The sequence below is a fragment of the Leisingera aquimarina DSM 24565 genome (assembly GCF_000473165.1).
Lineage (GTDB): Bacteria > Pseudomonadota > Alphaproteobacteria > Rhodobacterales > Rhodobacteraceae > Leisingera > Leisingera aquimarina.
The window spans coordinates 1,280,693-1,306,312 of sequence record NZ_KI421504.1 but is presented as its reverse complement, the minus strand read 5'-3'; the positions used below and the strand labels follow the sequence as shown (position 1 = coordinate 1,306,312).

The 25,620-nt window shown below is 63.5% G+C and carries 29 protein-coding genes and 1 pseudogene; 14 read left to right on the top strand and 16 right to left on the bottom strand.

The features are described from left to right. Positions 1 to 13: 13 nt before the first annotated feature. Positions 14 to 886 (bottom strand): 4-hydroxy-tetrahydrodipicolinate synthase, encoded by an 873-nt coding sequence (dapA, locus tag AQUI_RS0110545; protein WP_027257489.1) that lies wholly within the window; start codon positions 884 to 886, stop codon positions 14 to 16. A 139-nt stretch (positions 887 to 1,025) separates the two neighbouring features. Here dapA and AQUI_RS0110540 point away from each other — a divergent pair, with 139 nt between their 5' ends. Continuing rightward, complete coding sequence (locus AQUI_RS0110540) at positions 1,026 to 2,984, top strand: lytic transglycosylase domain-containing protein (RefSeq protein ID WP_027257488.1); 1,959 nt, start codon at positions 1,026 to 1,028, stop codon at positions 2,982 to 2,984. Here AQUI_RS0110540 and AQUI_RS0110535 read toward each other — a convergent pair. Continuing rightward, a complete protein-coding gene (locus tag AQUI_RS0110535) occupies positions 2,958 to 3,848 on the bottom strand; it encodes a DMT family transporter (protein WP_027257487.1) in 891 nt (296 codons plus the stop codon). The genes AQUI_RS0110540 and AQUI_RS0110535 overlap by 27 nt on opposite strands. Continuing rightward, positions 3,845 to 4,513, bottom strand: a complete 669-nt coding sequence (mnmC2, locus tag AQUI_RS0110530; protein WP_027257486.1) for a tRNA (5-methylaminomethyl-2-thiouridine)(34)-methyltransferase MnmC2 — start codon at positions 4,511 to 4,513, stop codon at positions 3,845 to 3,847. The genes AQUI_RS0110535 and mnmC2 overlap by 4 nt, the downstream gene beginning before the upstream one ends. Before the next feature lie 58 nt (positions 4,514 to 4,571). On the opposite strand from mnmC2, the gene AQUI_RS0110525 reads away from it, so the two are divergent. Continuing rightward, positions 4,572 to 5,612 (top strand): NAD(P)/FAD-dependent oxidoreductase, encoded by a 1,041-nt coding sequence (locus AQUI_RS0110525; RefSeq protein WP_027257485.1) that lies wholly within the window; start codon positions 4,572 to 4,574, stop codon positions 5,610 to 5,612. 222 nt (positions 5,613 to 5,834) lie between these two features. Here AQUI_RS0110525 and AQUI_RS0110520 read toward each other — a convergent pair whose 3' ends face one another. The 5 genes from AQUI_RS0110520 to AQUI_RS0110500 all read right to left on the bottom strand — a co-directional run bounded on the left by AQUI_RS0110520 (position 5,835) and on the right by AQUI_RS0110500 (position 10,029). Next, complete coding sequence (locus tag AQUI_RS0110520; RefSeq protein ID WP_245596901.1) at positions 5,835 to 6,656, bottom strand: HTD2 family dehydratase; 822 nt, start codon at positions 6,654 to 6,656, stop codon at positions 5,835 to 5,837. A 36-nt stretch (positions 6,657 to 6,692) separates the two neighbouring features. After that, a complete protein-coding gene (locus tag AQUI_RS0110515) occupies positions 6,693 to 7,235 on the bottom strand; it encodes an NADPH-dependent FMN reductase (protein WP_027257483.1) in 543 nt (180 codons plus the stop codon). Between the two features lie 171 nt (positions 7,236 to 7,406). Then, positions 7,407 to 8,066: a YiaD family glycine zipper/OmpA-like lipoprotein gene (locus AQUI_RS0110510; protein WP_027257482.1), complete on the bottom strand. Its 660-nt coding sequence runs from the start codon at positions 8,064 to 8,066 to the stop codon at positions 7,407 to 7,409. Between the two features lie 134 nt (positions 8,067 to 8,200). Then, positions 8,201 to 8,890 (bottom strand): helix-turn-helix transcriptional regulator, encoded by a 690-nt coding sequence (locus AQUI_RS0110505; protein WP_027257481.1) that lies wholly within the window; start codon positions 8,888 to 8,890, stop codon positions 8,201 to 8,203. Positions 8,891 to 9,159: 269 nt separating this feature from the next. Beyond that, complete coding sequence (locus tag AQUI_RS0110500) at positions 9,160 to 10,029, bottom strand: methylated-DNA--[protein]-cysteine S-methyltransferase (protein ID WP_027257480.1); 870 nt, start codon at positions 10,027 to 10,029, stop codon at positions 9,160 to 9,162. Positions 10,030 to 10,155: 126 nt separating this feature from the next. Here AQUI_RS0110500 and AQUI_RS27595 point away from each other — a divergent pair, with 126 nt between their 5' ends. From AQUI_RS27595 to AQUI_RS0110485, 3 genes are all read left to right on the top strand, one after another. Further along, positions 10,156 to 10,851, top strand: coding sequence for a serine hydrolase domain-containing protein (locus AQUI_RS27595; protein ID WP_051371865.1), 696 nt, complete (start codon positions 10,156 to 10,158; stop codon positions 10,849 to 10,851). A gap of 96 nt (positions 10,852 to 10,947) precedes the next feature. Further along, the gene (gene nth / locus AQUI_RS0110490) at positions 10,948 to 11,592 is read left to right on the top strand and encodes an endonuclease III (RefSeq protein WP_027257479.1); all 645 of its coding nucleotides are present in this window, start codon (positions 10,948 to 10,950) and stop codon (positions 11,590 to 11,592) included. Positions 11,593 to 11,743: 151 nt separating this feature from the next. Next, entirely contained in the window at positions 11,744 to 12,736 is a 993-nt protein-coding gene (locus AQUI_RS0110485) for an adenosine kinase (protein WP_027257478.1), read from the top strand. Between the two features lie 133 nt (positions 12,737 to 12,869). Here AQUI_RS0110485 and AQUI_RS0110480 read toward each other — a convergent pair whose 3' ends face one another. Next, complete coding sequence (locus tag AQUI_RS0110480; protein WP_027257477.1) at positions 12,870 to 13,355, bottom strand: MarR family winged helix-turn-helix transcriptional regulator; 486 nt, start codon at positions 13,353 to 13,355, stop codon at positions 12,870 to 12,872. A gap of 76 nt (positions 13,356 to 13,431) precedes the next feature. Between AQUI_RS0110480 and AQUI_RS0110475 the strand changes: the two genes are divergently transcribed. Then, positions 13,432 to 14,307 (top strand): EamA family transporter, encoded by an 876-nt coding sequence (locus AQUI_RS0110475; RefSeq protein ID WP_027257476.1) that lies wholly within the window; start codon positions 13,432 to 13,434, stop codon positions 14,305 to 14,307. A gap of 6 nt (positions 14,308 to 14,313) precedes the next feature. Here the strand turns inward: AQUI_RS0110475 and AQUI_RS0110470 are convergent, their stop codons facing one another. Together AQUI_RS0110470 and AQUI_RS0110465 are read right to left on the bottom strand one after the other, a co-directional pair. Then, positions 14,314 to 14,781 (bottom strand): hypothetical protein, encoded by a 468-nt coding sequence (locus tag AQUI_RS0110470; RefSeq protein WP_245596900.1) that lies wholly within the window; start codon positions 14,779 to 14,781, stop codon positions 14,314 to 14,316. 133 nt (positions 14,782 to 14,914) lie between these two features. Continuing rightward, a complete protein-coding gene (locus AQUI_RS0110465; protein ID WP_027257474.1) occupies positions 14,915 to 15,397 on the bottom strand; it encodes an RNA pyrophosphohydrolase in 483 nt (160 codons plus the stop codon). A 136-nt stretch (positions 15,398 to 15,533) separates the two neighbouring features. On the opposite strand from AQUI_RS0110465, the gene AQUI_RS0110460 reads away from it, so the two are divergent. Continuing rightward, entirely contained in the window at positions 15,534 to 17,561 is a 2,028-nt protein-coding gene (locus tag AQUI_RS0110460; protein ID WP_027257473.1) for an NADPH-dependent 2,4-dienoyl-CoA reductase, read from the top strand. Here AQUI_RS0110460 and AQUI_RS31885 read toward each other — a convergent pair. The 3 genes and pseudogenes from AQUI_RS31885 to AQUI_RS27585 form a co-directional block, all read right to left on the bottom strand. Beyond that, the gene (locus AQUI_RS31885; RefSeq protein ID WP_245596898.1) at positions 17,558 to 17,935 is read right to left on the bottom strand and encodes an antibiotic biosynthesis monooxygenase family protein; all 378 of its coding nucleotides are present in this window, start codon (positions 17,933 to 17,935) and stop codon (positions 17,558 to 17,560) included. The two genes, AQUI_RS0110460 and AQUI_RS31885, sit on opposite strands and share 4 nt — an antisense overlap. Positions 17,936 to 17,944: 9 nt before the next feature. Then, positions 17,945 to 18,265 carry an NIPSNAP family protein gene (locus tag AQUI_RS0110450; protein ID WP_027257472.1) on the bottom strand — a complete coding sequence of 107 codons (321 nt, stop codon included), beginning with the start codon at positions 18,263 to 18,265 and terminating at the stop codon, positions 17,945 to 17,947. 79 nt (positions 18,266 to 18,344) lie between these two features. Beyond that, a pseudogene (locus tag AQUI_RS27585) lies at positions 18,345 to 18,795 on the bottom strand (DUF4399 domain-containing protein); the annotation flags it as partial. Positions 18,796 to 19,245: 450 nt separating this feature from the next. Between AQUI_RS27585 and AQUI_RS0110440 the strand changes: the two are divergent. Further along, complete coding sequence (locus AQUI_RS0110440) at positions 19,246 to 19,908, top strand: HAD family hydrolase (RefSeq protein ID WP_027257471.1); 663 nt, start codon at positions 19,246 to 19,248, stop codon at positions 19,906 to 19,908. Positions 19,909 to 19,944: 36 nt separating this feature from the next. Then, positions 19,945 to 20,115 carry a hypothetical protein gene (locus AQUI_RS0110435; RefSeq protein ID WP_245596897.1) on the top strand — a complete coding sequence of 57 codons (171 nt, stop codon included), beginning with the start codon at positions 19,945 to 19,947 and terminating at the stop codon, positions 20,113 to 20,115. Positions 20,116 to 20,196: 81 nt separating this feature from the next. On the opposite strand, the gene map is transcribed toward AQUI_RS0110435, so the two are convergent. Beyond that, positions 20,197 to 21,006 carry a type I methionyl aminopeptidase gene (gene map, locus AQUI_RS0110430; protein WP_027257469.1) on the bottom strand — a complete coding sequence of 270 codons (810 nt, stop codon included), beginning with the start codon at positions 21,004 to 21,006 and terminating at the stop codon, positions 20,197 to 20,199. Between the two features lie 155 nt (positions 21,007 to 21,161). Between map and AQUI_RS0110425 the strand changes: the two genes are divergently transcribed. Continuing rightward, positions 21,162 to 21,773, top strand: coding sequence for a mechanosensitive ion channel family protein (locus AQUI_RS0110425; RefSeq protein WP_027257468.1), 612 nt, complete (start codon positions 21,162 to 21,164; stop codon positions 21,771 to 21,773). 17 nt (positions 21,774 to 21,790) lie between these two features. On the opposite strand, the gene sfsA is transcribed toward AQUI_RS0110425, so the two are convergent. Continuing rightward, complete coding sequence (gene sfsA / locus AQUI_RS0110420; protein WP_027257467.1) at positions 21,791 to 22,495, bottom strand: DNA/RNA nuclease SfsA; 705 nt, start codon at positions 22,493 to 22,495, stop codon at positions 21,791 to 21,793. 48 nt (positions 22,496 to 22,543) lie between these two features. Between sfsA and AQUI_RS0110415 the strand changes: the two genes are divergently transcribed. From AQUI_RS0110415 to AQUI_RS0110400, 4 genes are read left to right on the top strand one after another with little or no spacing between them, the layout of a single operon-like run. Beyond that, positions 22,544 to 23,266 carry a competence/damage-inducible protein A gene (locus AQUI_RS0110415; RefSeq protein ID WP_027257466.1) on the top strand — a complete coding sequence of 241 codons (723 nt, stop codon included), beginning with the start codon at positions 22,544 to 22,546 and terminating at the stop codon, positions 23,264 to 23,266. Further along, positions 23,263 to 23,988, top strand: coding sequence for a GNAT family N-acetyltransferase (locus AQUI_RS0110410; protein WP_027257465.1), 726 nt, complete (start codon positions 23,263 to 23,265; stop codon positions 23,986 to 23,988). The genes AQUI_RS0110415 and AQUI_RS0110410 overlap by 4 nt, the downstream gene beginning before the upstream one ends. Before the next feature lie 3 nt (positions 23,989 to 23,991). Further along, positions 23,992 to 24,564, top strand: coding sequence for a peroxidase-related enzyme (locus AQUI_RS27580; RefSeq protein WP_035919904.1), 573 nt, complete (start codon positions 23,992 to 23,994; stop codon positions 24,562 to 24,564). Between the two features lie 26 nt (positions 24,565 to 24,590). Beyond that, positions 24,591 to 25,487 (top strand): OmpA family protein, encoded by an 897-nt coding sequence (locus AQUI_RS0110400; RefSeq protein WP_035919902.1) that lies wholly within the window; start codon positions 24,591 to 24,593, stop codon positions 25,485 to 25,487. Positions 25,488 to 25,620: the final 133 nt, after the last annotated feature.

Sequence of the window (25,620 nt, the reverse complement as noted above, 5' to 3'; positions counted from 1 at the left end):
ATTGTGTCTGGCTTCAGACCAGGCCGGCGTAGGCCATGGCAGCATCAATTGCGGCCTTGGTGCTGTCTTCCAGCGTGGTCAGCGGCGAGCGGACCTCTTCGCTGCACATGCCGAGTTTCGACAGACCGTATTTGGCACCAGCCAGGCCCGGCTCGATGAAGATCGCCTCATGCAGCGGCATCAGTTTGTCCTGATAGGCCAGTGCCGATGCGTAGTCACCTGCCAGTGTTGCAGCCTGGAACTCGGCGCAAAGCTTCGGCGCTACATTGGCAGTGACCGAAATGCAGCCCACCCCGCCATGGGCGTTGAAGCCCAGCGCGGTGGCGTCTTCGCCGGACAGTTGCACGAAATCCGCACCGCAGGAGGCGCGCTGCTGGCTGACGCGGGCAATATCGCCGGTTGCATCCTTCACACCCACAATGCGCGGCAGTTTGGCCAGCTCGCCCATAGTGGCAGGGGTCATGTCCACGATCGAACGGCCCGGGATGTTGTAGATGATGATCGGCAGATCCGCGCAGTCATGGGCTGCGGTAAAATGCTGCAGCATACCGCGCTGGGTCGGCTTGTTGTAATACGGGGTCACAACAAGTGCCGCATCGGCACCCACCTTCTTGGCAAACTCGACGAATCGAATCATCTCGACGGTGTTATTGGAGCCCGCACCGGCAATCACCGGCACCCGGCCTGCCGCCGCCTTGACCACTTCCTCGATGACCAGCTCATGCTCGTCATGGGTCAGCGTCGGGCTTTCGCCAGTGGTGCCGACGGGCACCAGACCGGTTGAGCCTTCGGCAATATTCCATTCCACCAAGCGTTTGAGCGCATCCAGATCCAGCTCGCCGTTCGAAAACGGGGTGACGAGTGCTGGCATAGAGCCTTTGAACATGGGCACGCTCCCTTTGCTGCAGGTGCAGGCGGCAATCCGCCGCCGTCAAGATATAGAATGCCGGGGATTTGAGTTGATACCGGCACGCCAATGAGTAACGTTCAAGCCTCTATCCCCGGACCGCTGGAAAATGCAAGAGATGACACGCATCCTGGCCCTTATTCTGCTTATCTCGGCGGCCCTGCCCGGGGCGCCGGCCCTGGCGCGCGACGTCGGGACCGCGCTGGATCTGATGCGGGCAGAGAAATGGGATCAGGCCGCCCGCGAAGCCGGGCAGCGGCACAGCACCGCCCGCGATATCATCGAGTGGCACCGGCTGCGGGCCGGGCTGGGGTCTGCCCGCGACGTGATCTCATTTCTGGAGCGGCGGGGGGATTGGCCCGGCCTTGCCTATCTGCGGCGCCAGAATGAAGATGCGATTGCGGGCGCCGGCCGCGACGCCATCCTGGCTTTTTACGCCAGCGAACGCCCGCAGACCGCCGAAGGCGCGCTGAGCCTGGGCAAGGCGCTGATTGCCGCCGGGCGGCGCGGTGACGGCGAAGCGGAGATCGTGCTGGCCTGGCGCACCAAGGCAATGGGCAGCGCCATACAAAAGGCGTTCCTGCGCGATTTCGCCAAGCTGCTGAAACCGCATCACACGGCGCGGCTGGACCGGCTTTTGTGGGAGGATCATCTGGTCAGCTCCAAGCGGATGCTGCCGCTGGTGCCCGAAGGCGAACGCAAGCTGGCGGAGGCGCGCATCGCCCTGCAGGAACGCGCACCCGGAGTGGACGCCAAGATCGAAGCGGTTCCCGACCGGCTGAAAGGATCTGCCGGGCTTGCCTATGACCGGTTTGCCTGGCGCGACCGCAAGCGGTTGCAGGATGGCGCCATTCAGATGCTGATGGAACGCAGCACCAGCGCCGAAAAACTGGGCGAACCGGCGAAATGGCTGCGGCGCCGCCGCGATTTGGCACGGCAAGTGATGCGGGACAAAGATTACGAGCGCGCCTATCAACTGGCCGCCTATCATTTCTCCTCTGCAGAAGACGGTTATGGCTACTCGGACTGCGAATGGCTGGCCGGTTACATCGCCCTGCAAAAGCTGCACGATCCGGAGCTGGCCGCAGTGCATTTCCAGCGTTTTCTGGCCTCGGTCGAGACCCCGATCTCGATTGGACGCGGCGGCTATTGGCTGGGTCGCGCCTATGCCGAGATGGGCCAGGCAGACGACGCGCACGATGCCTATGCCAAAGGCGCGGAATACCAAACGTCTTTCTATGGGCTGCTGGCCGCCGAACAGCTGGGCCGTCCGTTTGATCCGGCGCTGGTGAAACCGGCAGCGCTGCCAGACTGGCGCCAGGCCGCCTTTGCCAAATCCTCGGTCACCGAGGCCGGCTTGCTGCTGCTCAAGGCTGGCGATCTGGAGCAGGCTGAACGGTTCCTGACCCATCTGGTCGAAACCCTGCCGCCGGTGCAGGCGCGCCAGTTGGGGCAGATGGCGGTGGAGTTGAACCAGCCGCATCTGGCAGTGATGATCTCGAAACGCGCGGCCCGCGGCGGGGTGGAGCTGGAAGGCGCCTATTACCCGCTGCATCCGGTCGCCAAGCGGCAACTGCCGATGGCCGAGGAAATGACCCTGGCCATTGCCCGCCGCGAAAGCGAGTTTGATCCAGGCGTCGTCAGCCATGCAGGCGCGCGCGGACTGATGCAGGTAATGCCTGCCACCGCCAAGCTGGTCGCGACCGAACTGGGCATTCTTGCAGGCCACAAGACCTCACGCTTGACCGCCGAGTGGGATTACAATGCCAAGCTGGGGGCCAATTACCTCGCTGGGCTGGCCGGCAAATTCCGCGGTAATGTGGTGATGATGGCAGCGGGCTACAACGCCGGTCCGCACCGGCCCGCGGCCTGGGTGCAGCGCTATGGCGACCCGCGCGACGGCAGCCCGGATATCGTCGACTGGATCGAGCACATCCCTTTCAACGAGACCCGCAACTACGTGATGCGGGTCACCGAAAGCCTGCCTGTCTATCGGGCGCGGCTGGGCAAGGCGCCGCTGCCTGTCCCGTTCTCACAGGAGCTGCGCGGCTCAACCCTTCACGCGTTCGCGCCATAGGGTGAACAGACCCGCCGCGATGATGATGCCGGCGCCAATGGCGACATTGGTGCGGATCACCTCGCCAAACACTGCCATGCCCAGCATCGCCGCCCAGATCAGGTGGAAATAAGCAAAGGGCTGCACTGCGCTGGCCTCGGCCATCTCGTAGCATTTGATCAGCAGCCAGTGGCCGGTCACGCCGGACACGCACAACAGCGCCATCCAGAACCAGTCGCTCTGGCTCATCGGCTCCCAGTACCAAATACCGATGGTGGTCATGAAGACCATGCCGGCAACCCCGGTCCAGAAGAAACTGGTGGCGGTGCTGTCCTTACGCGCCGCATAGCGGGTAACCAGCCCGTAGACGGCAAACATCAGCGCCGAGACAAACGGGATGATTGCCGCGGGGTTGAACACCCCCATGCCCGGCTGCAGGATGATCAGCACCCCGATCAACCCGACGCCGATAGCCGCCCAGCGCCGCCAGCCGACACTTTCCCCCAGCACCGGCCCGCTGAGGGCCGCCACCAGCAGCGGATAGCAGATGAAGACCGCCTGGCTCTCGATCAAGCCCAGCACGGTGAAGCCGTAAACCGCCACGCAGATTTCACCAACCAGCAGCACGCCGCGGAATATCTGCAACCACAGCTGATCGGTCCGCGCCGCAGCCCGGATGCCGCCCGGTGCACGCGCCGCCAGGAACATCACAAAGGCGGCAAAAAACCAGTAGCGCACCATCACTACCATGTAAGTGTTGTAGGTGCCCGCCAGATGCCGCGAGATACCATCCTGCAAGGCAAAGACCACTGTGGCCCCGACCATCAGCAAAATGCCCAACGGCACGTTATTGGTCTGGGCCTTGGCCGGGATTGCCTGGGTCATGCCTTCACTGCCTTTGTCATATGCCGCTTGCGCCCGTAGCCGGGGATGCGGGTCACCTCAAATCCTGCTGCCTCCAACCCGCGGCGCACAAATCCCGCCGCAGTGTAGGTCGCCGCCGAGCCGCCCGGCGCGGTATGCGCCGCAACCTCGCCCATCAGCGCCTCTTCCCACAATTCGGGATTCTTGGCCGGAGAGAACCCGTCCAGAAACCAGGCATCCGCCTGCCCTGTCCACTCCGGCAGCGACACGCGCGCGTCGCCGGTAATCACCTCCAGCTGCAGGCTGCCCAGATCACAGCTGCCAGTGCCTTGCCATTTCTCCAGAAACCGCTCTGCCCAAGGGGCCACCGCGGGGAAGGCCTCCAGCGCCTTGGCCATGTCGGCGGGCGCCACGGGAAAGGCCTCGAAACTGGTGAATTGCAATGGCCCTGCCTGCCCTGCCGCCTCCCAGGCGCGCCAGGCGGCCAGCATGTTCAACCCGGTTCCAAACCCCAGTTCGGCAATCTGAAAACCCGGGGCAAAGCGTGCAGGCAGGCCGTTACCGGCCAGAAAGACATGCTCTGTCTCCGCCAGCCCGTCCTGGATTGAGAAATAGGGGTCATCAAACTGATCCGACACCGGCACGGTGCCATCGCGCCAGCTGAGGCGGGCCTGCTGGTCTGCCATGCTATAATCCCCTAAGTGGTTGTCCGGAACGGCGCGACACTGGCGAAAGGATCCCCGAATGGCAATGGCAGATGTAACGGTGCACGGGGCTGGCATATTCGGCCTGTCAATCGCCTGGATCTGTGCGCGGCGCGGCGCGCGTGTACAGATCGCGGACCTGTTCGGAGCCGGCGCCGGTTCCAGCGGCGGTCTTATCGGCGCGCTGGCCCCGCATGTGCCGGAAAACTGGAACCCCAAGAAACAATTTCAGCTCGAAAGCCTGCTGATGGCCGGAAGCTTCTGGGCCGAGGTCGAGGCCACTGGCGGCGTCTCCCCCGGCTATGGCCGCACCGGGCGGCTGCAGCCCATTAATGACGCGCGTACTCTGGAGCTTGCCCGCCAGCGCGAAGCGACCGCCCGCGATCTGTGGAAGGACGCAGCTGAATGGACCGTCTGCAAGGCGGACAGCCTCGGCCCCTGGGTGCCGCCCAGTGCGACTGGCTATGTCATCCGCGACACCCTCAGCGCCCGGATGCACCCCCGCCGCGCTTGTGCGGCGCTGGTCTCTGCCCTGGCTGTGATGGGGGTCGAGGTGCAGCCGGAGGCCGCCGATCAGGGCAAGGTGGTTCATGCCAAAGGCTACGCGGGCCTGTTGGAGCTGAACAAGGCATTCGGCAAAACTGTGGGCGGTGGCGTCAAGGGCCAAGCCGCGCTCCTGCGCTTTCACGAGGGCGCGGTACCGCAGCTTTTTGCCGACAGTCTGCATATCATTCCGCACGCCGACGGCACCCTGGCCATCGGCTCCACCAGCGAGCGCAAATTCGAGGATGGCAAGAGCACGGACGCGCAGCTTGACGATATCGTCGAGCGCGCCCGCACCGCAGTGCCGGTGCTGCACGGAGCCGAAGTGATCGAACGCTGGGCCGGCGTGCGTCCCCGTGCCAAATCCCGCGCCCCGATGCTGGGCGCCTGGCCTGGCCGCGACGGCCATTTCATCGCCAACGGCGGTTTCAAGATCGGTTTTGGCATGGCCCCCAAAGCGGCCCATGTGATGGCGGACCTGCTGCTGGAGGATGCGGACAGCATCCCCGAAGGGTTCCGGGTGGAAGACAACCTTTGATCCCCGCACCCTTGAGGCGGCTATGGGCGCCTTGCAATCGAATGCGCGCTTCGAAAAGCAGGGTTCCGCCCGTTTGCGCCTGAATTGATCTCCCGGATCAATTCCAGGACGGCCCGCACCTCTTCAACGCTTCTCAGCGGAAACCTTGCGCCGCGAAGCGGCGCCACGCCCAAGCCCCTAATCTGCCCGGAAGGGTAGCTTGGGGCGCGGGAGCCCCCCGTTTCAGCCTCTGGGCACTGCTACTGCGCTCATGCACTGCTGCCCGTCCGGGCCGCGCACCCACAGGTCCTGGCCATTGCAGCACAGGGATGCAGTCTCGAAATGCATCAGCGGCGAGGACGCGCGGAAGGAAAATTCCGCCAGCGGCCCCATCAGCTCTTCCGCCAGCAGCAGCAGATGCTGCGCCAGCAGCGGCCCGTGAACAACCAGCCCCGCGTAGCCCTCTGTTTTGCGGGCATATTCCAGGTCATAGTGGATCCTGTGCCCGTTGAAAGTCAGCGCAGAATACCGGAACAGAAGGGTCGAGCTGAACGAGACCTGCCGCATCTCTGTCTCATCGGTGCGGGCCGCAGGCGGCACCGGCTTGGGTGACGCCGGATCCGGGTCTTCGCGGAAAACCAGATCATGCCATTCCGTCAGGCACAGCGCCCCCTGCTGGCGGATCTCATGCTTCAGCGTAACCAGCCCCAACGGTCCGGTGCGACCCGTTTTTTTCTCTGACTTTTCCAGAACCGACGTCTTTTCTGCCGCAATCCCGGCCCTCAATGGCACCTCGAACCGCAGCCGCCCGCCGGCCCACATCCGCCGCGGCAGGCCCATGTCCGGGATCAGCCCGGCACCGCCCACCTTGGGGTGGCCGTCACGGCCCAGACCCTTGGGCGGCAGCGGCGCCCAAAAGTAAAGCTGATGAAAAAACGGCGGCAGCACACTGCCCGCCGAAATATCCGCCCGCCGGCCCAGCGCCGCCTGAAAGGCAGCCGCCCGCGCCGGGTCCATCATGTCCGTGGAATGCTGCGCCGGAGTGAGCGCCATGTCATTTTTCATGCCGTCACCATAGCCGCGCCCGGCCGCGAGGCAAGTTCAGCCGCCAATCTCCGCCCGCAGTTTCTGCATCAGCTTGGTGAGCGTCGCCTCATAATGATCGCTGGTCAGCCGCCCGCTCTCGTCGAATTCCTTGCTGGACCCCGCAAGATGCACGCCCGGGCCGATCAGCAAGCGCGGCTGAAACGGCACCAGAAAGCCGCGCAGAAGCGCCTGCGCCAGCTCGCCCCCGGCCCGGCCGGCCGCCGCCGACATCACCGCCACCGGCTTATCCGCCCAGGGGTTGCCCTCGGTGCGGCTCACCCAATCGAGCGCATTTTTCAGCACGCCGGACGGGCCTTTGTTGTATTCCGGGGTGGAGATCGCCACCGCATCCGCCGCCGCGATCTGATCCGCCAGCAGCTGCACAGCAGGCGGGATGCCGTCCGCCGCCTCGGCGTCGCCGTCATACAGCGGGAAATGCAGATCCGCCTCGACCACGGTCGCAGGCCCGAATACCCGCGCAGCTTCGGCCAGCAGTTTGCGGTTGGTGGCCTCGCGGCGCAGGGAGCCGGAAAGAGTCAGCAAGACAGGGTCAGCCATGGGAGTTCCTCTTTGTTCGCGTCTCTGTTGCGCCTATCATGTATGAGGCTGGCCTCGCGAAGAAACAGCAATCGCCGCGCAGGCCATGTGCAGCGTTACGCAAACCGGGATTCAACGAAAACGGCCCGCCCTCAGAGGGACGGGCCGCCAAACATGCCGCAACCTGACGGATCAGGCAGCCTGCGGAATCACCACCACCTCGACGCGGCGGTTACGGGCTTTGCCGTCTGCCGTCAGGTTCGAGGCCACCGGCTGCTCCTCGCCGCGGCCGATGATGCGCATCCGGTGATAGGGCACACCGCCGGCCTGGATCTGGCTGGCCACCGCATTGGCGCGGCGCTCGGACAGTCCCTGATTATACCCGGCATCGCCATCGCTGTCGGTATGGCCGATCACCTGGATGGTGCTGTTGGGATAGCGCACCAGACTGTCGGCCACCCGGCGCAGGTCGCCCTGCACAGCCGGCGCCACCGCGGCGCTGTCTGTGGCAAATGTCAGATCGTTCGGGAAGGACAGGATCAGCCGGTCGCCGGTGTTGACGATGGTAATGTCGTCATTGGCCAGGGTCTGGCGCAGCTCACGCTCCTGCGCGTCCAGCTGGTTGCCGATCACCCCGCCGGCGGTCGCCCCGACCAGCGCGCCGGTCACAGCCCCCAGACCGCGGTCCGAATCATTGGCAATGGCGCCGACGCCGGCACCGATGATGCCGCCCAGGATCGCGCCCTGCTGGGTGTTGCTGCCCGGCGTGCCGATGGTAGCCGGATCGGTGCAGGCGCCCAGGCCCAGTGCTGCGGCAACAATACCTGCCGTGGTGAGTTTCATCTGCATCATCAAATTGCCTTCTGTTTTCTCAAACCCGGACAACGTCCGGCATTCCGCACGAATATCGGGGTGCCGCGCCGCCATCTCAAGGCGGGATCACCCTGCATGGGCGAAATACCGCGCAAAATCCGCCTAAGCCCCCCTTAAGGCGCAAAGGCAAAGTCCCAGCCTTCCTGCTCCATCCACAATTTGCGCAGGGCGCCGGCTTCGGGGACAAACCCGCCCTCCAGCATCTCAGCCGCGAACATCCGGTCGGTGCGGAAATGGCGGAATCCGCCGCGCAGCTCACACCAGGCAGCCAGCATTGTGCATTCAATATGATAGATCAGCGCCAAGGGGCGCAGGGTGCGGCAGGTCTCGCCGCGTTCGGGGCTGACATAGGTGATCTTCAGCTTGCGGCTGTCCCGCACCGCTTGGCGCAGCAGCGCCTTAGACACACAACCTTGTTCCGGGTCATCCAACGGCGCGCCCCAGGGGGCCACCTGCAGCCAGTCCGCGGTGGCATGCACATCCTTAATCTTGTGGCTGACCCGTTCTGCGGCTTTTTGCAAGGCGCCATCACCCGTGCGCATCAGCATTGCCAGGCCGACATGCAGCGCTTCCAGCTCCTCCTCGTCGAAATTCAGCGGCGGCAGGTCATAGCCCTTGCGCAGCATATAGCCGATCCCTGCCTCACCTTCGACCGGAGTGCGCATCGCCTGCAAGGCGGAGATATCGCGGTAGATCGTGCGTTTGGAAACCTCCAGCTTCTCTGCAAGGTCCTCTGCCCGCACCGGCGAAGTGGCAGTGCGCAGGATCTGGATGATTTCGAACAGGCGTCCGGTACGGGGCATGGGCAGGCTCCAGTGACAGTCTGCTGACACCCTAGCACATACCACTGACAACAGCCTGTCAGCAGTGGTCTGGTTATCTGACCCTCAGAAAAGGAGAAACACCATGCTGACCTACGAATGGATTTCCATGATCACGCTGGGCAAGGAGCGCTGGGGTACGCAGCATCACTGCCCAAAACCTTATGAGATCGAACGCGAATCCGCCCGCCTGCGGCACAAAGCCCGAATAGCGCCCAAACCATCAGGCCCCGGCCTGCTGCAGCGCCTGTTCAGCCGGCAGCGCGCATATCATCTGCCGCAGCCTCCTCGTCCCGTGCCGCCTCATAAGCAAGCATCGCGCGCTTGACCGGCAGGCCCCAGTGATAGCCGCCCAGCGCTCCTGATTTGCGCAAGGCCCGGTGACAGGGGATCAGCCAGCTGACCGGGTTGCGCCCGACGGCTGTTCCCACCGCGCGCACGGCCTTGGGCGCGCCGATTGCCTGGGCCAGCTCGGAATAGGTGGTGACATGGCCTGATGGGATGCGCAGCAGCGCTTCCCAGACCTTGATCTGCAAGGGGGCGCCGATCATGTGCAGGGCAGTCTCGCCTTTTTGGGCTAAGGCCGCCTCCGCCAGCGGGCGCAGGGCTGCGGGATCCTCGACGAATTCCGCCTGCGGCCACCGCGCACGCATGTCCGCCATGGCCGGCTCAGCCCCGGTTTCGGCGGCAAAACCCAGCCCGCAGATGCCCTTTTCCGTGCCCATCACCAGCGCCAGGCCAAACGGGCTGTCAAACCAACCCCAGAAGATCCGCAGGCCAACGCCCTTGCGGGCATATTCGCCGGGGCTCATCGCCTCCCAGCGCAGGAACAGGTCATGCAGCCGGCCCGAGCCGGACAGCCCCACCGCATGCGAGGCCTCCAGCGTGGTGAACCGCTCACGCAGCAGCGCCTTGGCATGGCCCAGCCGCAGATATTGCTGGTAGCGTTTGGGCGAAACCCCGACCCAGGACGAGAACAGCCGCTGGAAATGCGCCGGGCTCATGTCCATACGGGCGGCCAGCTGCTCCAGCGTCAAATCCTCGCCACCATCGTCAATCAACTCAATCGCCCGGCGCATGACGCCGTAATGATAGGTGTTTTCCCGTGTTTCGATATTCATCGGCCCAACCTGTTCTGACTTGCGGATCAAAGTAATACGCATGCGCTTGCCAATCGACCCGGAACTTGCGAATTCCCCTGACCCGCGCGATAGATTGGGAAAGGGAGACCGTGTGATGTCATAGCAGTGCTGGACGGCGCCGGAAATCTCCTGCGCAATGATGCACCAGACGCTGTCTTTCCCTGGTGGAGCTTTACCAAGCCGGTGATTGCCGCACTTGTGCTGCGCGCGGCTGAGGACGGTCCGCTGGACCTTGATGCCGCTTTGGCCGGCTGGCCCTTTACCTCACGCCAGCTGCTGCAGCACCGCGCAGGGCTGCGCGACTATGGCCCGCTGCCCGCTTACAAAGCCGCAGTTGCCGCCCGCGAGACACCTTGGCCCGCCAGCCGGCTGCTCGCAGAGGCGCATGCCAGCGACCTCGTCTATCCGCCCGGCCAGGGCTGGCTCTACTCCAACATCGGATACCTGCTGCTGCCTCTGGAGCTGGAGCGGCTGCACGGCTGCGATCTGGCACACATCATGCAGCACGACATCCTGCAGCCGCTAGGGCTTGGCGCCCGGCCGGCCGGAACGCGTGAGGACTTTGAAGGCCTTCATTGGGATACAAGGGGCTATCACCCGGGCTGGGTGTATCATGGCTGTCTGATGGGAACCGCCGCGGATGCCGTGCGGTTGCTGCACGCGCTGCTGGAAGGGGCCCTGCTTTGCCCTTCCTCCCGCGGCAAGATGCTGGATCAGCAGATGCGGAACGGCCCGCGGCTGCTTTCTGTGAAGGCAGAACTGAAGCCCCTGCCGAATTCGCAGCCGCAAACGCAGCATTAAAAGCTGCCGGCCTGCTCTCTTAAATGCCGCCGCAAACTGCCATGGCATCGCAATTTCAATTGCTCTTTAAGGTCTGACCTGTACAAAAGCGCTGCCATGGCAAAGCAACTCGATTATCATACGCTCCGCGAGATCTTCACGCGGTTCCAGGCAGCTGAGCCCGAACCCAAGGGCGAGCTGGAGCATGTCAATGTCTACACGCTGGTGGTGGCGGTGGCACTGTCGGCGCAGGCGACCGATGCCGGCGTGAACAAGGCAACCCGCGCGCTGTTCAAGATCGCCGACACCCCGCAAAAAATGCTGGAACTGGGCCTTGAAGGGCTGACCGAACATATCAAAACCATCGGCCTGTTCCGCCAAAAGGCCAAGAACGTGATCAAGCTCAGCCAAATCCTGGTTGATGACTACGGCGGCGAGGTGCCCAATTCCCGCGCCGCATTGCAATCGCTGCCGGGGGTAGGCCGCAAAACCGCCAATGTGGTGCTGAACATGTGGTGGAAGCAGCCCGCACAAGCAGTGGACACCCATATCTTCCGCGTCGGCAACCGCTCCGGCATTGCCCCGGGCAAGGATGTGGACGCCGTGGAACGCGCGGTGGAGGATAACATCCCGGCGGATTTCCAGCAGCACGCCCACCACTGGCTGATCCTGCACGGCCGCTATCATTGCAAGGCGCGCAAGCCGATGTGCGGCAGCTGCCTGATCCGCGATCTGTGCATGTTCGAGGACAAAAACCTGTGATCGGCGGCGGCAACCGTTCTGGCAGTTTCGCGCCGGTGCCGGCCGGTGTTTTCCATCCGGCCTCAACCTTAGGCATGGCAGGCCAGGCTATTCATTCAGACAAGCACGCCGGACACGGACCCGGCGCAACTTCCCCCGAGGAGGGCAGTAAATGACCAAAACCTATCAGCTCGTCGGTATCGGCAACGCCGTCGTCGATGTGATTGCACAATGCGAAGACAGCTTTCTGGCAGAACAGGGCATCGAAAAAGGCATCATGCAGCTGATCGAACGCGACCGCTGCGAGGATCTTTATGCCGCAATGGGCAACCGGGTGCTGACCCCGGGCGGCTCGGTCGCCAATACCATCGCCGGCGCCGGCGCGCTGGGGCTGCAGGCTGCCTTTATCGGCCGGGTCCGCGGCGATGCGCTGGGGCAATTCTACGCCGATGCGATGAACAACGAAGGCGTCGCCTTCGTGAACCCGCCGGTGGCGGATGGCGAGCAGCCGACGTCACGGTCAATGATCTTTGTGTCGCCCGACGGTGAACGCTCAATGAACACTTATCTGGGGATTTCTTCCGAGCTGAGTTCGGAGGATGTTCCCCAAGACGCCGCCGGCAAGGCCCGGATCATGTTTCTGGAGGGTTATCTGTTCGACAAAGACAAGGGCAAGACCGCCTTCATGGAAGCGGCCCGCAAGTGCCGCGAGGGCGGCGGCCGGGTCGGCCTCTCGATTTCCGACCCGTTCTGCGTTGAACGGCACCGGGACAGCTTCCTGAGCCTGATCGGAAACGAACTGGACTTTGTGATCGGCAATCAGGACGAGATATGCGCGCTGTTTGAAACCGATGATCTGGAAGCGGCTATGGCCAAGACCGCCGCGATCTGCCCGCTGGTGGTCTGCACCCGATCCAGCGACGGGGTAACAGTGCTGAATGACGGCGTGCGCATCGATGTCCCGGTCGAAGCCATTGTGCCTGTGGATGCCACCGGCGCGGGCGACCAGTTTGCCGCCGGGTTCCTGTTCGGCATGGCCACCGGCCGCAGCATGGAAATCTGTGCCCGGATGGGCTGCGTCTGCGCCGGCGAAGTGATCCGCCACATCGGCCCGCGCCCCGAAACCAATGTGCTGCACCTGCTGGAAGAGGCCGGACTGGCCTGATTTCAGCGTCCTGCTCCCGCCCGTCGAACCAGCACCTGACGGTGCTGTCTCTCCCGTCGGGCGCAGGACGCAAGGGCGCCAGCCCGCGCAGCCTCCTTGCATCAGCACTATTGGTTTTTCGAGTTTCTTGACGTCAGCTGTTTGCGGCCGCCTGGGCTTTGCTCAAAAGCTCTTTGAAGGTCTCGACCTCCTGCGTTTCCAACCCCTCCAACAGCTGGGCTTGAGTCTGCACATGTGCAGTTACCGCCCGGTCAACCAGGGCCAGACCTTCCTCTGTCAGACCCACCAGAAAGCTGCGGCTGTCCTCCGGGTTCACCTCGCGCTTGACCAGACCGTCCGCTTCCAGCCGGTCGATCCGGTTGGTCATCGTGCCTGAGGCCACCATGGTTGCCTTCAGCAAATCCCCCGGCGACAGCGTGTAAGGCGCTCCTGACCGGCGCAGCGTGGCCAGAACATCGAATTTGGCCGCATTCAGCCCGAACTCCGCAAAGGTCGCATGCATTCCGCGCTGATACGCCAGGTACAGCCGTGCCACCCGGCCGATCACGCCCATGGCCGTGACATCAAGGTCCGGCCGCTCCCGTTCCCATTGCTGGGTGATAAAATCCACATGGTCCATGGCAAACGGTTTAGGCGATTGCATCTTGACGTCAAGATAAAATCCATTATCTCGATGTCAAGATAAGGAGAGAGACATGCCCATCCAGACCCTTCTACTGACCGCGCTTGCCCCTGCCGTCTGGGGCAGCAGCTACATTGTGACGACAACCCTTCTGCCCGGCCATTCGCCGCTGGTGGTGGCCTTGCTGCGGGCGCTGCCTGCCGGGCTCTTGCTGCTGCTGCTGGTGCGCCGGCTGCCGCCGCTGAACTGGCTGCCGCGCCTTGCGGTGCTGGGGGCGCTGAATTTCTCGCTGTTCTGGGTGCTGCTGTTTGTGTCCGCCTACCGCCTGCCGGGCGGAGTTGCCGCCACGCTGGGTGCGGTGCAGCCGTTGATCGTGGTGTTTCTGTCAGCCCTGCTGCTGAAAACACAGATCCGCGCCGCCGCCATTGCCGCCGCCCTGCTAAGCATCGCGGGCGTTGCCCTTTTGGTGCTGACCCCTGCGGCCGAACTCGACACATTGGGCGTTCTGGCCGGCCTTGGCGGGGCGCTGTCGATGGCCGGCGGTGTGGTTCTGAGCCGCAAATGGCAGCCGCCGGTGCCGCCGCTCACCTTCACTGCCTGGCAGTTGACCGCAGGCGGGCTGCTGCTGGTGCCGGCGACGCTGTGGATGGTGCCGGAGATCCCCGTTTTCACCGCGGCCAACATCGCCGGCCTAGCCTACATGAGCCTGATTGGCGGTGCGCTGACCTATATCCTGTGGTTCCGCGGCCTGGCCCGGATCGAACCCTCGCAGGTGTCGCTGCTCGGAGTGCTCAGCCCGCTGTCAGCAGTGATCCTGGGCTGGCTGCTGCTGGCCGAGAGCCTGACACCCAACCAGATGCTGGGCGCCGTACTGGCCCTGTTCAGCCTGTGGCTTGGCCAGTCCCGGCTGCGCCTGCGCGCCAAACCGCCCGCAACTCCGGCGGAGTAACCAAAGTCACCGCGGCATTGCAGGCTCGCACGCCTTGCCGCGGCGACAATCCAGAACCTGTCGCCGCACTTCGGGCGTATCGGCAAATACAAACCCGCCACAGGCATTGGCCCGGATAACCAACTCCTGCCCGCGCTGTTCGGCAAAGAACACCTGCCCCCCCCCCGTGGCCATGCCGCCGCACCAGGGGCCAAGGCATTCCACCTCCAGCACTGCCTGCACGTTGATCCGTTTGGAGAAATACCTGCCGTCCAGCATCTTGCCCGACAGCTGCGCCGGGATGCGGGTCAGCTGCGGTGTGTCATTGGGATTGTCCGTATGGGATTGTGGCAGCAGGCTTTCGTCGAAACGCAGCTCGCCCGCGATGATATTGTAGACGCTGTCCGACTTCGCGGCCTGCAGATAGGCATCTGCCGGTCCCCAAGGAAGGCAGCTGAGGGCGGCAGCAGAGTTGGCGAATATTGTCACAACCATGGCTGCGATCAGAACGCTTAGGGCGGCGCCTGACCTTGGGGAGGTGCAAAGCGCATTCCCGCGGGGAAAGTCAGGCGCCGCCCGGCCTTTCGGCCGGACTGAACAGCTTAAGAGAAGCCGGCGCGATCCCATCTCACAAATACTCCCTGAACTCAGCTACCACCCGTGCATAAACCTCGCGCTTGAAAGGCACGATCTTCTCCACCAGCTGCTCCACTGGCTGCCAGCACCAGGCCGAAAACTCCGGGTGATCCGTCTCGATATTGACCTGATCATCGCGGCCCTGAAACCGCATCAGATACCACTTCTGCTCCTGCCCCCGGTACTTGCCGCCCCAGAACTTGGGCACCACGTCCTGCGGCAGGTCATAGGGCAGCCAGCCATCGCTCTCGGCGATGATCTCGACCAGCTCCGGCGCCACGCCGGTTTCCTCTTCCAGTTCGCGTAAGGCCGCCGCGCGCGGGTCCTCGCCCGCATCAATCCCGCCTTGCGGCATCTGCCAGGCGTCCTTGTAACGGTCCTTGCGCTGGCCGACAAAAACCGCGCCATCTGCATTGATCAGCATCACCCCGACATTGGGGCGGTAGGGCAGCTTGGCAATTTCTTCCGGCGTCATCTGGCTCTCCTCGGCATGCGTTGCACAACCTTAGACCGCTTGCCGCGGGGGCACGCAAGGGGGTGACGCGGCGTTTGCCCGTGACAAGGCGGCCCGCGCCCACGATCCTAGGCGCAACTGCCAGGGAGAGTTTCAGATGACTGCGTACCCCAACATGCTTGCCCCGCTGGATCTGGGCTTTACCACGCTGAAGAACCGGGTGCTGATGGGTTCGATGCACACCGGGCTGGAGGAAACCGGCGACTGGAACCGGGTGGCGGAGTTTTATGCCGCCCGCGCCCGCGGCGGTGTGGCGCTGATGGTCACCGGCGGCATTGGCCCGAATCTGGAAGGCTCGGTGCTGCCGGGCGCCTCGATGATGGCCTCTGCCAAAGATGTCGAGAAGCACCGCATTGTGACGGACCGAGTGCATCAGGCAGGCGGAAAAATCGCCATGCAGATCCTGCACGCAGGCCGCTATGCCTATGGCCCGAAATGCGTCGGCCCCAGCCCGGTGAAATCGCCGATCTCTCCCTTTCCACCGAATGAGCTGGACGAAGACGGCATCGAAAAGCAGATCGCAGACATCGTCAACGCCGCCCGCCTGGCGCAGGAAGCGGGCTATGACGGGGTCGAGATCATGGGATCCGAGGGTTATTTCCTCAACCAGTTTCTGGTCACCCGCACCAACAAACGGACCGACCGCTGGGGCGGGTCTTATGAAAACCGGATGCGTTTGCCCATCGAAGTGGTGCGCCGCACGCGCGAGGCTGCGGGCCGTGAATTCATCATCATCTACCGGCTGTCGATGATCGACCTGGTGCCCGAAGGCTCTACCCACGACGAGGTTGTGCAGCTGGCACAGGAAATCGAGAAAGCCGGCGCCACCATCCTCAACACCGGCATCGGCTGGCACGAGGCACGCATTCCGACCATCGCCACCTCTGTTCCCCGCGCGGCCTTCGCCTGGGTCACCAAGAAGCTGATGGGCAAGGTCGGCATTCCAGTGATCACCTCCAACCGCATCAACACGCCGGACGTGGCCGAAGAGGTGCTGGCAACGGGTTGCGCCGACATGGTCTCGATGGCGCGCCCGATGCTGGCCGATGCGGATTTCATCGCCAAGGCCGAAGCGGGCCAGGCGCGCCATATTGCCCCCTGCATCGCTTGCAATCAGGCCTGCCTCGACCACACCTTCAGCGGTAAACTGACGTCCTGTCTGGTCAACCCCCGCGCCTGCCACGAAACCGAGCTGGTGATCGAACCCGCCGCCGCAATGAAATCAGTGGCGATCGTCGGCGCAGGCCCCGCGGGCCTTGCCACCGCGCTCACCGCCGCACAGCGCGGGCATAACGTCACCCTGTTCGACAAAGCCGAAGAGATCGGCGGCCAGCTCAACATGGCCAAACAGGTTCCGGGTAAAGAGGAATTCAGGGGCCTGGTCGACTGGTACCGCACTATGGTGGCGGAGGCCGGCGTCACGCTGGAGCTGGGCCGCGAAGCGGCGGCCGATGATCTGACCGGGTTTGACGAGGTGGTGATCGCCACCGGCGTCATCCCGCGTGACCCGCAGATCCCGGGCCAGGACGCGGACAATGTCCTCAGCTATATCGACGTGCTACGGCACAAGAAACCGGTTGGCGAGCGCGTTGCGGTGATCGGCGCCGGCGGCATCGGCTTTGATGTCTCCGAGTTTCTGCTGGAAGAGGGCCACAGCCCGGCCACCGATCTGCCCGCCTGGATGAAGGAATGGGGGGTCGCTGATCCGGACGCGCATCGCGCCGGCCTCGCTCCCGAAGGACCGCAGCCCGCCGCCGCCGCGCGCCAAGTGACCTTGCTGCAGCGCAAGGCGGAACGCCACGGCAAGCGGCTGGGCAAGACCACCGGCTGGATTCACCGCGCCACGCTCAAGATGAAGGACGTGGAATTCCTGGGCGGCGTGAATTACGAGCGCATTGACACGGACGGCCTGCATGTCTCCTTTGGCGACGCGCGGGAAAACCCCACTCTGGTGCCCGCGGACACTATTGTCCTTTGCGCCGGGCAAGTCTCCGAACGGTCGCTTGCAGATGATTTGGCAGAGCACGGCATCACCGCCCACGTGATCGGCGGAGCTGACGTGGCCGCGGAACTGGATGCCAAGCGCGCCATTAACCAGGGCACGCGGCTGGCAGCGGAACTTTAACGGCAGGCAAGGCTTTCCCGCCTGCGGTTCCAGGTCCTGACGGACCCGGCCAGCAGTTGGGCCCGGCCGCGCCGGCGGCGCGGCAGATGGCACCGCGCATCGCGCGGTGCCACGCCCAACGGGCGCGGTGCATGTTTCATGCTCTTAAGCCGGACGGGAGCCGCCCGCCAATGCGCCCCCGCCGTTGCAAACGGGCACGGCGGCGCATCTTCACCACCGGACAGCAGATTCTCCGGCGCGCTCAGGCTTTGGAATCGCTCCACCGAAACAAACCTGTCCACCTGGTCCAGCTGCTCCCTCAGCGCAGCCGCGGTCTCCAAATAGACCTCCTTTTGCCCCTCGGCGATCTCCACTTCGAATATCACGGCTATCATATCCACCCCTCAACCAATCCCATGCGGCGCTGAGGCCAGTTTCAGCCAGGTCCGGTCCTCGCGCAGCAGAAACCGCTCTTTCTGCGCAAACTCATAGTTTTCGCGCCCCAAAGAATCCGCCGCCAGCCGGGCACGGTACGCTTCATAGGCGGCAAGGCTCTCCACATTGTAGATGCCATAAGCCAGTGTCGACGACCCTTCATGCGGCGCAAAATACCCGACCAGATCCGCTCCGCAGCGCGGAATCGCCTGCCCCCAATTGCGGGCATAGTGTTCGAACTGTGCCTTTTTGGCGGGATCGATGCGGTAACGGATGATACAAGTCAGCATGAGAAGCCCTCAGTTTGTTCAGGATCTTCTGCCTAGCCCGCACCCCGGCCTGGATGCTTCGGTGCAGACCGAAGTGTTGCTCCACAGTTATGGTGATCAATTCTGAAACAATCGGCGTGGCATGCAGCATATGGCCTGCATCCCCCAGCATCAGCTGCAACGTATGACGCCGCGGCGGCAGCTCCAGCGTCACCTCGGCCTGGCCACCGCCGAAATGCAGATGATTTTCGTCCGATGGCAGGCCAAAGGCCAGCTCATCAGCGCCATCCTCCCCCTCGCCCAGCGGCGGGCAGTCGATCAGCAGGTGGTGATGGCCGATGAAATCCTTCTCACCCCCCGATGGGGCCACCCCCATCCCCGACAGGCCAAAATATCAGTGTCACCGGTGACGACACCGTCTCCCCGTTCTGGATGTTTGCAAAATGGACTTTGGCCTCCTGGTTCGACGGGGTCTCCCCTCCGGCTCGAGCTGGGGTCCATACCAGGACTGCCAGGCAGACAGACAGCGCAGCGGCAATCAGAAGTCTCATTTTCGGTCCTCCAGCAGAACACTCAGTCACCAATCTATAGCCAGCGGCAAGCCGCCCCCTGGCAATCCTGGCCCGCTGCCGTGAACAGATGCAAAAACGGCAGAGCCGCCCAAAGCAGCCGCATTTCTCCTATTCCACTTGTTTGCCGGCACCGGCAGGCCCAACGGTACGGCCGGCGGGCAGCAAGACATCCGGCCAGAGCGACGGCGCCAATGCTTTGCCTTTAAACACTTTTCTGAACCTGTCAGTGCCCCTACTGCACCCGCCATGCCGCCAGTCAGTCTTTGGCAATCCGCGCAGCTAGATAGCAGCGCCCTTGCAATCACAACCGACACCGAAAATGATTGCGGGTGATCAGAAAATACGGGCGCAGCAACAGGAGCGCTTTTTGGAAGTGCGGCGTTGAGCTACCATCGGAGTTTGACTTGAACTCTTCCAATGCGGGGAATTATGCCCAAGACCTGTCCCACACCGGAACTGGTGATCTTCGACTGCGACGGCGTGCTGGTGGACAGTGAACCGGCCTCGAACCAGGCGATCGCAGACAACCTCGCGCGCCACGGGCTGGTGCTGACGGTGGAACAGTCGATGGCGCATTTTACCGGCGGGACCATGGCGGGTGTGATGGCAAAGGCTCGCAGCCTGGGCGCGGACCTGCCAGAAAACTGGATCGCGGGAATTTATGCTGAGACCTATGCCCGGCTGGAACAGGGCGTGCCGCTCACACCGGGCATTCCTGATCTGCTGGCACGGCTCGACGCACATGGCATCCCGGCCTGCGTGGCCTCTAACGGCAGCGAGGAAAAGATGCGCATCACTTTAGGCCAGAACGGGCTGTGGGACCGGTTCCACCCGCAGGCAATGTTCTCAGCCCACTCGCTGGGCGTGGCCAAGCCGGAACCGGGATTGTTCCTGGCCGCCGCCAGCCATTTCGGCGTGCAGGCGCGCGATTGCCTGGTGATCGAGGACAGCGGCAGCGGTGTCATCGCCGCGGTGCGGGCCGGCATGCGCTGCTTGGGATTTGCCCCGCAGGGCAGCGGTAACAGGCTTGCCGCGCTGGGGGCTGAAGTGTTCAGCGATATGGCAGAAGTACCGGCCCTTTTGTCGATCTGAGGCCGTTGTGGTATTGTCGCCCGCATGGAGCAGACATTGCGCACCCCGTTTCTGTCCCCCCTTGCAGAGACTGAAACCAGGGCAAGACCCAAGCCGAAACCGCTGCGGGCACCGCTGTTCATTCAAGACGCGGTGACCCCATGGGCAGACAGCACCATGCTGCTGGCCTTGTGGCGGCAGCAGGAAGCAGAGGACCGGGACGGTTAAAGCCGAAGTCCACTGCTGCTTCTTTCTGGTTGAAAATACTCCGGGGGTGCGGGGGCCGGCCCCCGTCGCCATCCTGACAGTTTACCCGTAGGTCGGGTGGAATTTCCCGGCCGGCGACAGGGTGAAAATATCGGCCCCGTCTGCAGTGACCCCGATCGAATGCTCGAACTGCGCCGACAGCGACTTGTCGCGGGTGACGGCGGTCCACTCGTCGGCCAGGATCTTGGTCTCCGGACGGCCCAAGTTGATCATCGGCTCAATGGTGAAGAACATGCCTTCCTCCAGCACCGGACCGGTTCCGGGGCGGCCATAGTGCAGCACGTTCGGCGGCGCGTGGAACACCTGACCAAGGCCATGGCCGCAGAAATCGCGCACCACGCTCATCCGCTGGCTTTCGGCGTAAACCTGAATCGCATGGCCGATGTCGCCAAAGGTATTGCCAGGTTTCACCGCCTCAATGCCCACCATCAGCGAATCATGGGTGACCTGAATCAGCCGCTCGGCTTTGCGCGGCAGCTTACCGGCCACAAACATGCGCGACGTGTCGCCGAACCAGCCGTCGACAATCACAGTCACGTCAATGTTCAGGATGTCGCCATCCTTCAGCTTCTTGTCGCCGGGGATACCGTGGCAAACCACATGGTTCACCGAGATGCAGCTGGCGTGCTGATAGCCCTTGTAGCCGATAGTGGCCGAGGTGGCGCCGGCATCCTCGACCATCCGGGTGATACGGCGGTCGATCTCGCCAGTGGTCTGGCCCGGAAACACATGCGCGGCAATCTCATCCAGAATACGCGCCGCCAAGGCACCCGCCTTGTGCATGCCGGCAAAATCGCCGGCTTCATGAATGCGGATGCCGTCCTTGGTTGTGCGGCCGTCTTTCGATCTCATCAGGCGGAGCTCCATCGGGTGTTGTTGCGTAGCTATCTAAGGGGTCTTGCCCCAAAGGGCCAGAGGCAGCAGCGGCGGCTCCTTGGAACTTTTTCAACCTTTCTGCGTTGGGCCGAGAGAGAGGAAATAGCACAAACCAGGAGGAATGCAGCGGCATGGATGAAATCAATGACCTGATGAAGACCGAGATTTACGGTGGAAAGTCACTGGCCGATCTGGTGACGCTGGAATTTCTGGCGCAGGCCTTGGGCAACGTGCTGGCTGCAACTGTCATTCTTCTGGCGGGCTTCGTCGCCGCGCGCTGGGTCAAGCGGCGGATCGTGGCACTGGGCGATACCCACGCCAAGCTCGACGTGACCCTATTTCATTTCCTCGGCACTCTTGCGCGCCATGTCATCCTCGCCTTTGCGGTGCTGTTTGTTCTGAATACCTTTGGTGTCAAGACCACCTCGATTGTGGCGGCCATCGGTGCCGCCGGCCTGGCGATCGGCCTGGCCATGCAGGGGGCGCTGTCGAATGTGGCTGCGGGCGTGATGATCATCCTGTTCCGCCCCTTCATTCAGGTCAATGCGCTGAACAGCAGCTCGGTGGATTTTCTGGTGCGTGTCTGGGTCGATGCGGCCGAGTACTTTCAGTATCAGGCCGACATGAAGCGCAAGGCCAAAGAAGCGCTGGATGCGACCGGGGTCGATATCCCCTTTCCGACCCGAACGCTGGTTCACGCCGAACCTGCCAGCCAAGAAGACGAGGCCAGCAAGGCCGCCTGAACAGAAAGCCGGCGTTGCTAGTGTGCAGCGGCTATCGGTGCGCCGGCCTCGATCCCCTGCGGCGTGATCCTGGTGCCCAGTACCAGCCGTTCTACCCCTGCGGCCCGGGCACTGGCAAAGGCGGCCGCATAGGCCGGGTCGATATCTGCGGCCAGCTGAAACCGGCCGCAGTCGGTGCGCTGCACCAGATACAGCATCACCGCGCGGTGGCCCTGGGCCGCCATATTGGCCAGTTCGCACAGGTGTTTGGTGCCGCGCGCGGTGACGCTGTCGGGGAATTCCGCCAGACCCGGTTCCCGCGACAGCGTCACGCTTTTCACTTCGACATAGCAATCAGGCAACCCGTCCTGCTGCAGCAGAAAATCAATGCGGCTTTTCTCGCCGTATTTCACCTCGGGCCGCACGGATTTATAGGCCGAAAGCCCGGCAACCTCCCCTGCCTCAAGCGCCGCCCGCAGCGCGCGGTTCGGCACCGAGGTATCGACGCCGGTGAAATGCCCGTTTGCGTGTTCGACCAGGCGCCAGCCGTATTTCAGTTTTTTCTTGGGGTCGTCGTTCGGCTCCAGCCAGATCTTCATGCCCGACTCCGCCAGACCCATCATGCTGCCGGGATTGGCGCAATGGGCGGTGACCTCGCGCCCGTCCTCCAGCCGGCAATCGGCAAGAAAGCGTTTGTAGCGGCGGATCAGCACGGCGGGGATCAGAGGGGTTTCAAAGCGCATGGGCTTAGGCCTATATCTGCCGGGGTGAGGTATCAAGGGAGGAAGATCATGGCCAATCCGACAGCTGCCATGCTGGTCATCGGGGATGAAATCCTGTCGGGCCGCACCCGCGATGCCAATATGCATTACCTGGCAGGCGAACTGGCCAAACACGGCATCGACCTGCAGGAAGTACGCATCGTCAGCGATAATGAGGCTGCGGTCATTGCCGCGGTTCAGGCGCTCGCTGCAGGGTACGGCCATGTTTTCACCAGCGGCGGTATCGGGCCGACCCATGACGACATCACTGCCGATTGCATCGCCAAGGCGTTTGACGCGCATCTGGACGTGCGCGGCGACGCCCGCGCGATCCTGCAGGCGCATTACGACACTCAAGGGTTGGAATTGAACGAGGCCCGCCTGCGTATGGCACGCATTCCGGCGGGCGCCGCGCTGATCGACAATCCGGTCTCAGCCGCACCCGGGTTCACTCTTGGCAATGTGCATGTGATGGCCGGGGTGCCGCTGATATTTCAGGCGATGGTGGCCAGCGTGATGCCGACCCTGACCGGCGGCCAGCCGATGCTGTCCCAGACCCTGCGCGTGCTGCGCGGCGAGGGCGAGATTGCCGGACCGCTGCGCACGCTGGCCGAAGCCTATGAAGACCTGTCAGTCGGCTGCTACCCGTTTCAGAAAGACGGCGCATTTGGCGCCAATATCGTGATCCGCGGCACCGATGGCGCGCGAATTGATGCCGCGATGACAGAATTGGCAAAGGAGCTGGAGCAGTGACCACCGATCCCCGTTACTACGCCGTGACCGAAGCGACATGGCCGCCTGCCTCCACCCGCAGCCTGGGGCCTGTGACCTTGCGCGATGGCCAAGGCGGCGGCAGCCGGGTGTCTGCGGCGACGGTGCAAGGCACGGCCTCTGATGCGGAGATCGCCGCTGCGGAAGAGGCGAAGCGCGCGATGGGCCAGGACTGCCTGTTCATGATCCGCGACGGCGAGACCGATCTGGACGCGCAGTTGGCGGCACGCGGTTATGCGGTCAAAGACCCGGTAAACCTGTGGACTTGCCCGGCCGAGCAGTTGACGGACATTCCGGTGCCCCGCGTCACGGCCTTTTGCGTTTGGGAACCGCTGGCGATTCAGCGCGAGATCTGGGAGCAGGGCGGCATCGGGCCTGAACGCCTGGCGGTGATGCGGCGGGTCACAGGGCCAAAGACCGGGCTGCTGGCCCGTCACAAGGACAAACCGGCAGGCGCGGCGTTCGTGGCCATTCACAACGGGGTGGCAATGGTCCATGCGCTGGAAATCCTGCCGCATCAGCGCCGGGCCGGCATGGGCGCCTGGATGATGCGCCAGGCGGCATTCTGGGCGCTGGAGAACGGCGCCGGCGAGCTGGCGGTTCTTTGCACGAAACGTAACGAGGGCGCCAACGGGCTTTATGCTTCCCTCGGCATGAAATGCGCCGGACAGTACCACTACCGGATTTTACAGGAAGGCCATTGACCGATGCGTGACCAGACCCCGCCCACAGCCCTTGATCTGCCGATGGTGGACCCGTTGCCTCCGGAGACACAGAAGTATTTTGACATCTGCGTCGAGAAGCTGGGCTTTGTGCCCAACGTGCTCAAGGCCAATGCCTTTGACCTCGAAAAGCTGAATGCGTTTACTGCCATGTACAACGACCTGATGCTGGCGGACAGCGGCCTCAGCAAGCTGGAGCGGGAGATGATCGCGGTGGTGGTCTCGGCGATTAACCGCTGTTTCTATTGCCTGGTGGCGCATGGCGCCGCAGTGCGGCAGCTGTCGGGCGATCCGGCTCTGGGCGAGATGCTGGTGATGAACTACCGGGTGGCGCCCTTGGAAGCACGTCAGCGCGCAATGCTGGATTTTGCGGCCAAAATGACCATCGCCAGCGCGGAAATCGGGGAGACGGACCGGCAGGGTCTGCGCGATGCGGGCTTCAGCGACCGGGACATCTGGGACATTGCCAATGTTGCGGGCTTTTTCAACATGTCCAACCGGGTGGCCAGCGCCACTGCCATGGTTCCCAACCCGGAATACCACAGCCAGTGCCGCTAAGACGTTTCATTTCGGCAGCCGCGGTGATGCTGCTTCCGGCTTTGCCGGCGGCGGCCGAAATCACCCTGCCAGCTGGTGCAGATGCTGTTTCGGAACGGGTCACGGCGCTTGGTGTCTACCAGCTGCCGATCGGGCCGGAAGAGGCGGACAAAGTCCCCTCGCGCCGGTTCGAAGGGCGGATTCTGCGCCGGACCTGGCGGGTGGGAGGGAACAGCACCGTGCTGCAAATCCTGGCACCCTTGCGGGATCAGCTGCAGGCTGCCGGCTATGAGGTGCTGTTGGACTGTACGGCGCGCGATTGCGGCGGCTTCGGCTTCCGCTTCGGGATTGAGGTGGTGCCGTCGCCGGACATGATGGTGGATATCTCCAGTTATCACTTCCTGTCCGCAGCCAAAGGAACCGAGGCAGTCTCGCTCCTGGTGTCACGCGCAGGCGGCGCGGCTTTTATGCAAATGATCACAGTGCATCCACCTGGATCGGCTGCAACGGCAACAGCCGCGCCCGTGGTGGTGAAACCTGACGCTGAGAAGCCCGGCACGGTGCGACCGGTGGAACTGGCCAAAGTGCTGGAGGTGCGCGGCCACGCCGTTCTGACGGATCTGGTGTTTCAAAGCGGCTCCGCCCGGCTGCAGGACGGCTCCTATGCCAGCTTGCGCGAGCTGGCGGATTATCTCGCCGCCAACCCGCAGTACCGGCTGCTGCTGGTCGGCCATACTGACACGGTGGGCTCGCAGCAGCAGAACATCGGTATCTCCAAACGCCGCGCGCAATCAGTGAAGGACCGTTTGGTCGAGGGGCAAGGCGCAGATACGGCGCGGATCAAGGTCGCCGGCGCCGGTTTTTTGGCCCCGATAGCCAGCAATCTGACCCCGGAGGGGCGCGAAGCCAACCGGCGGGTGGAAGCGGTGCTGCTCGCCGAGTGAGGCCCTGCAATAGATGCGCGCCGGAAAACTCCCGCCCCCGCAGGTGCATTGGCTAAGCCAAGACCTCTTGACGGTGTTGGGCCAGGGTCAATCGTTGATTGATCCGGGGCGGGCGGGAGCCTTCCCGCTGTGT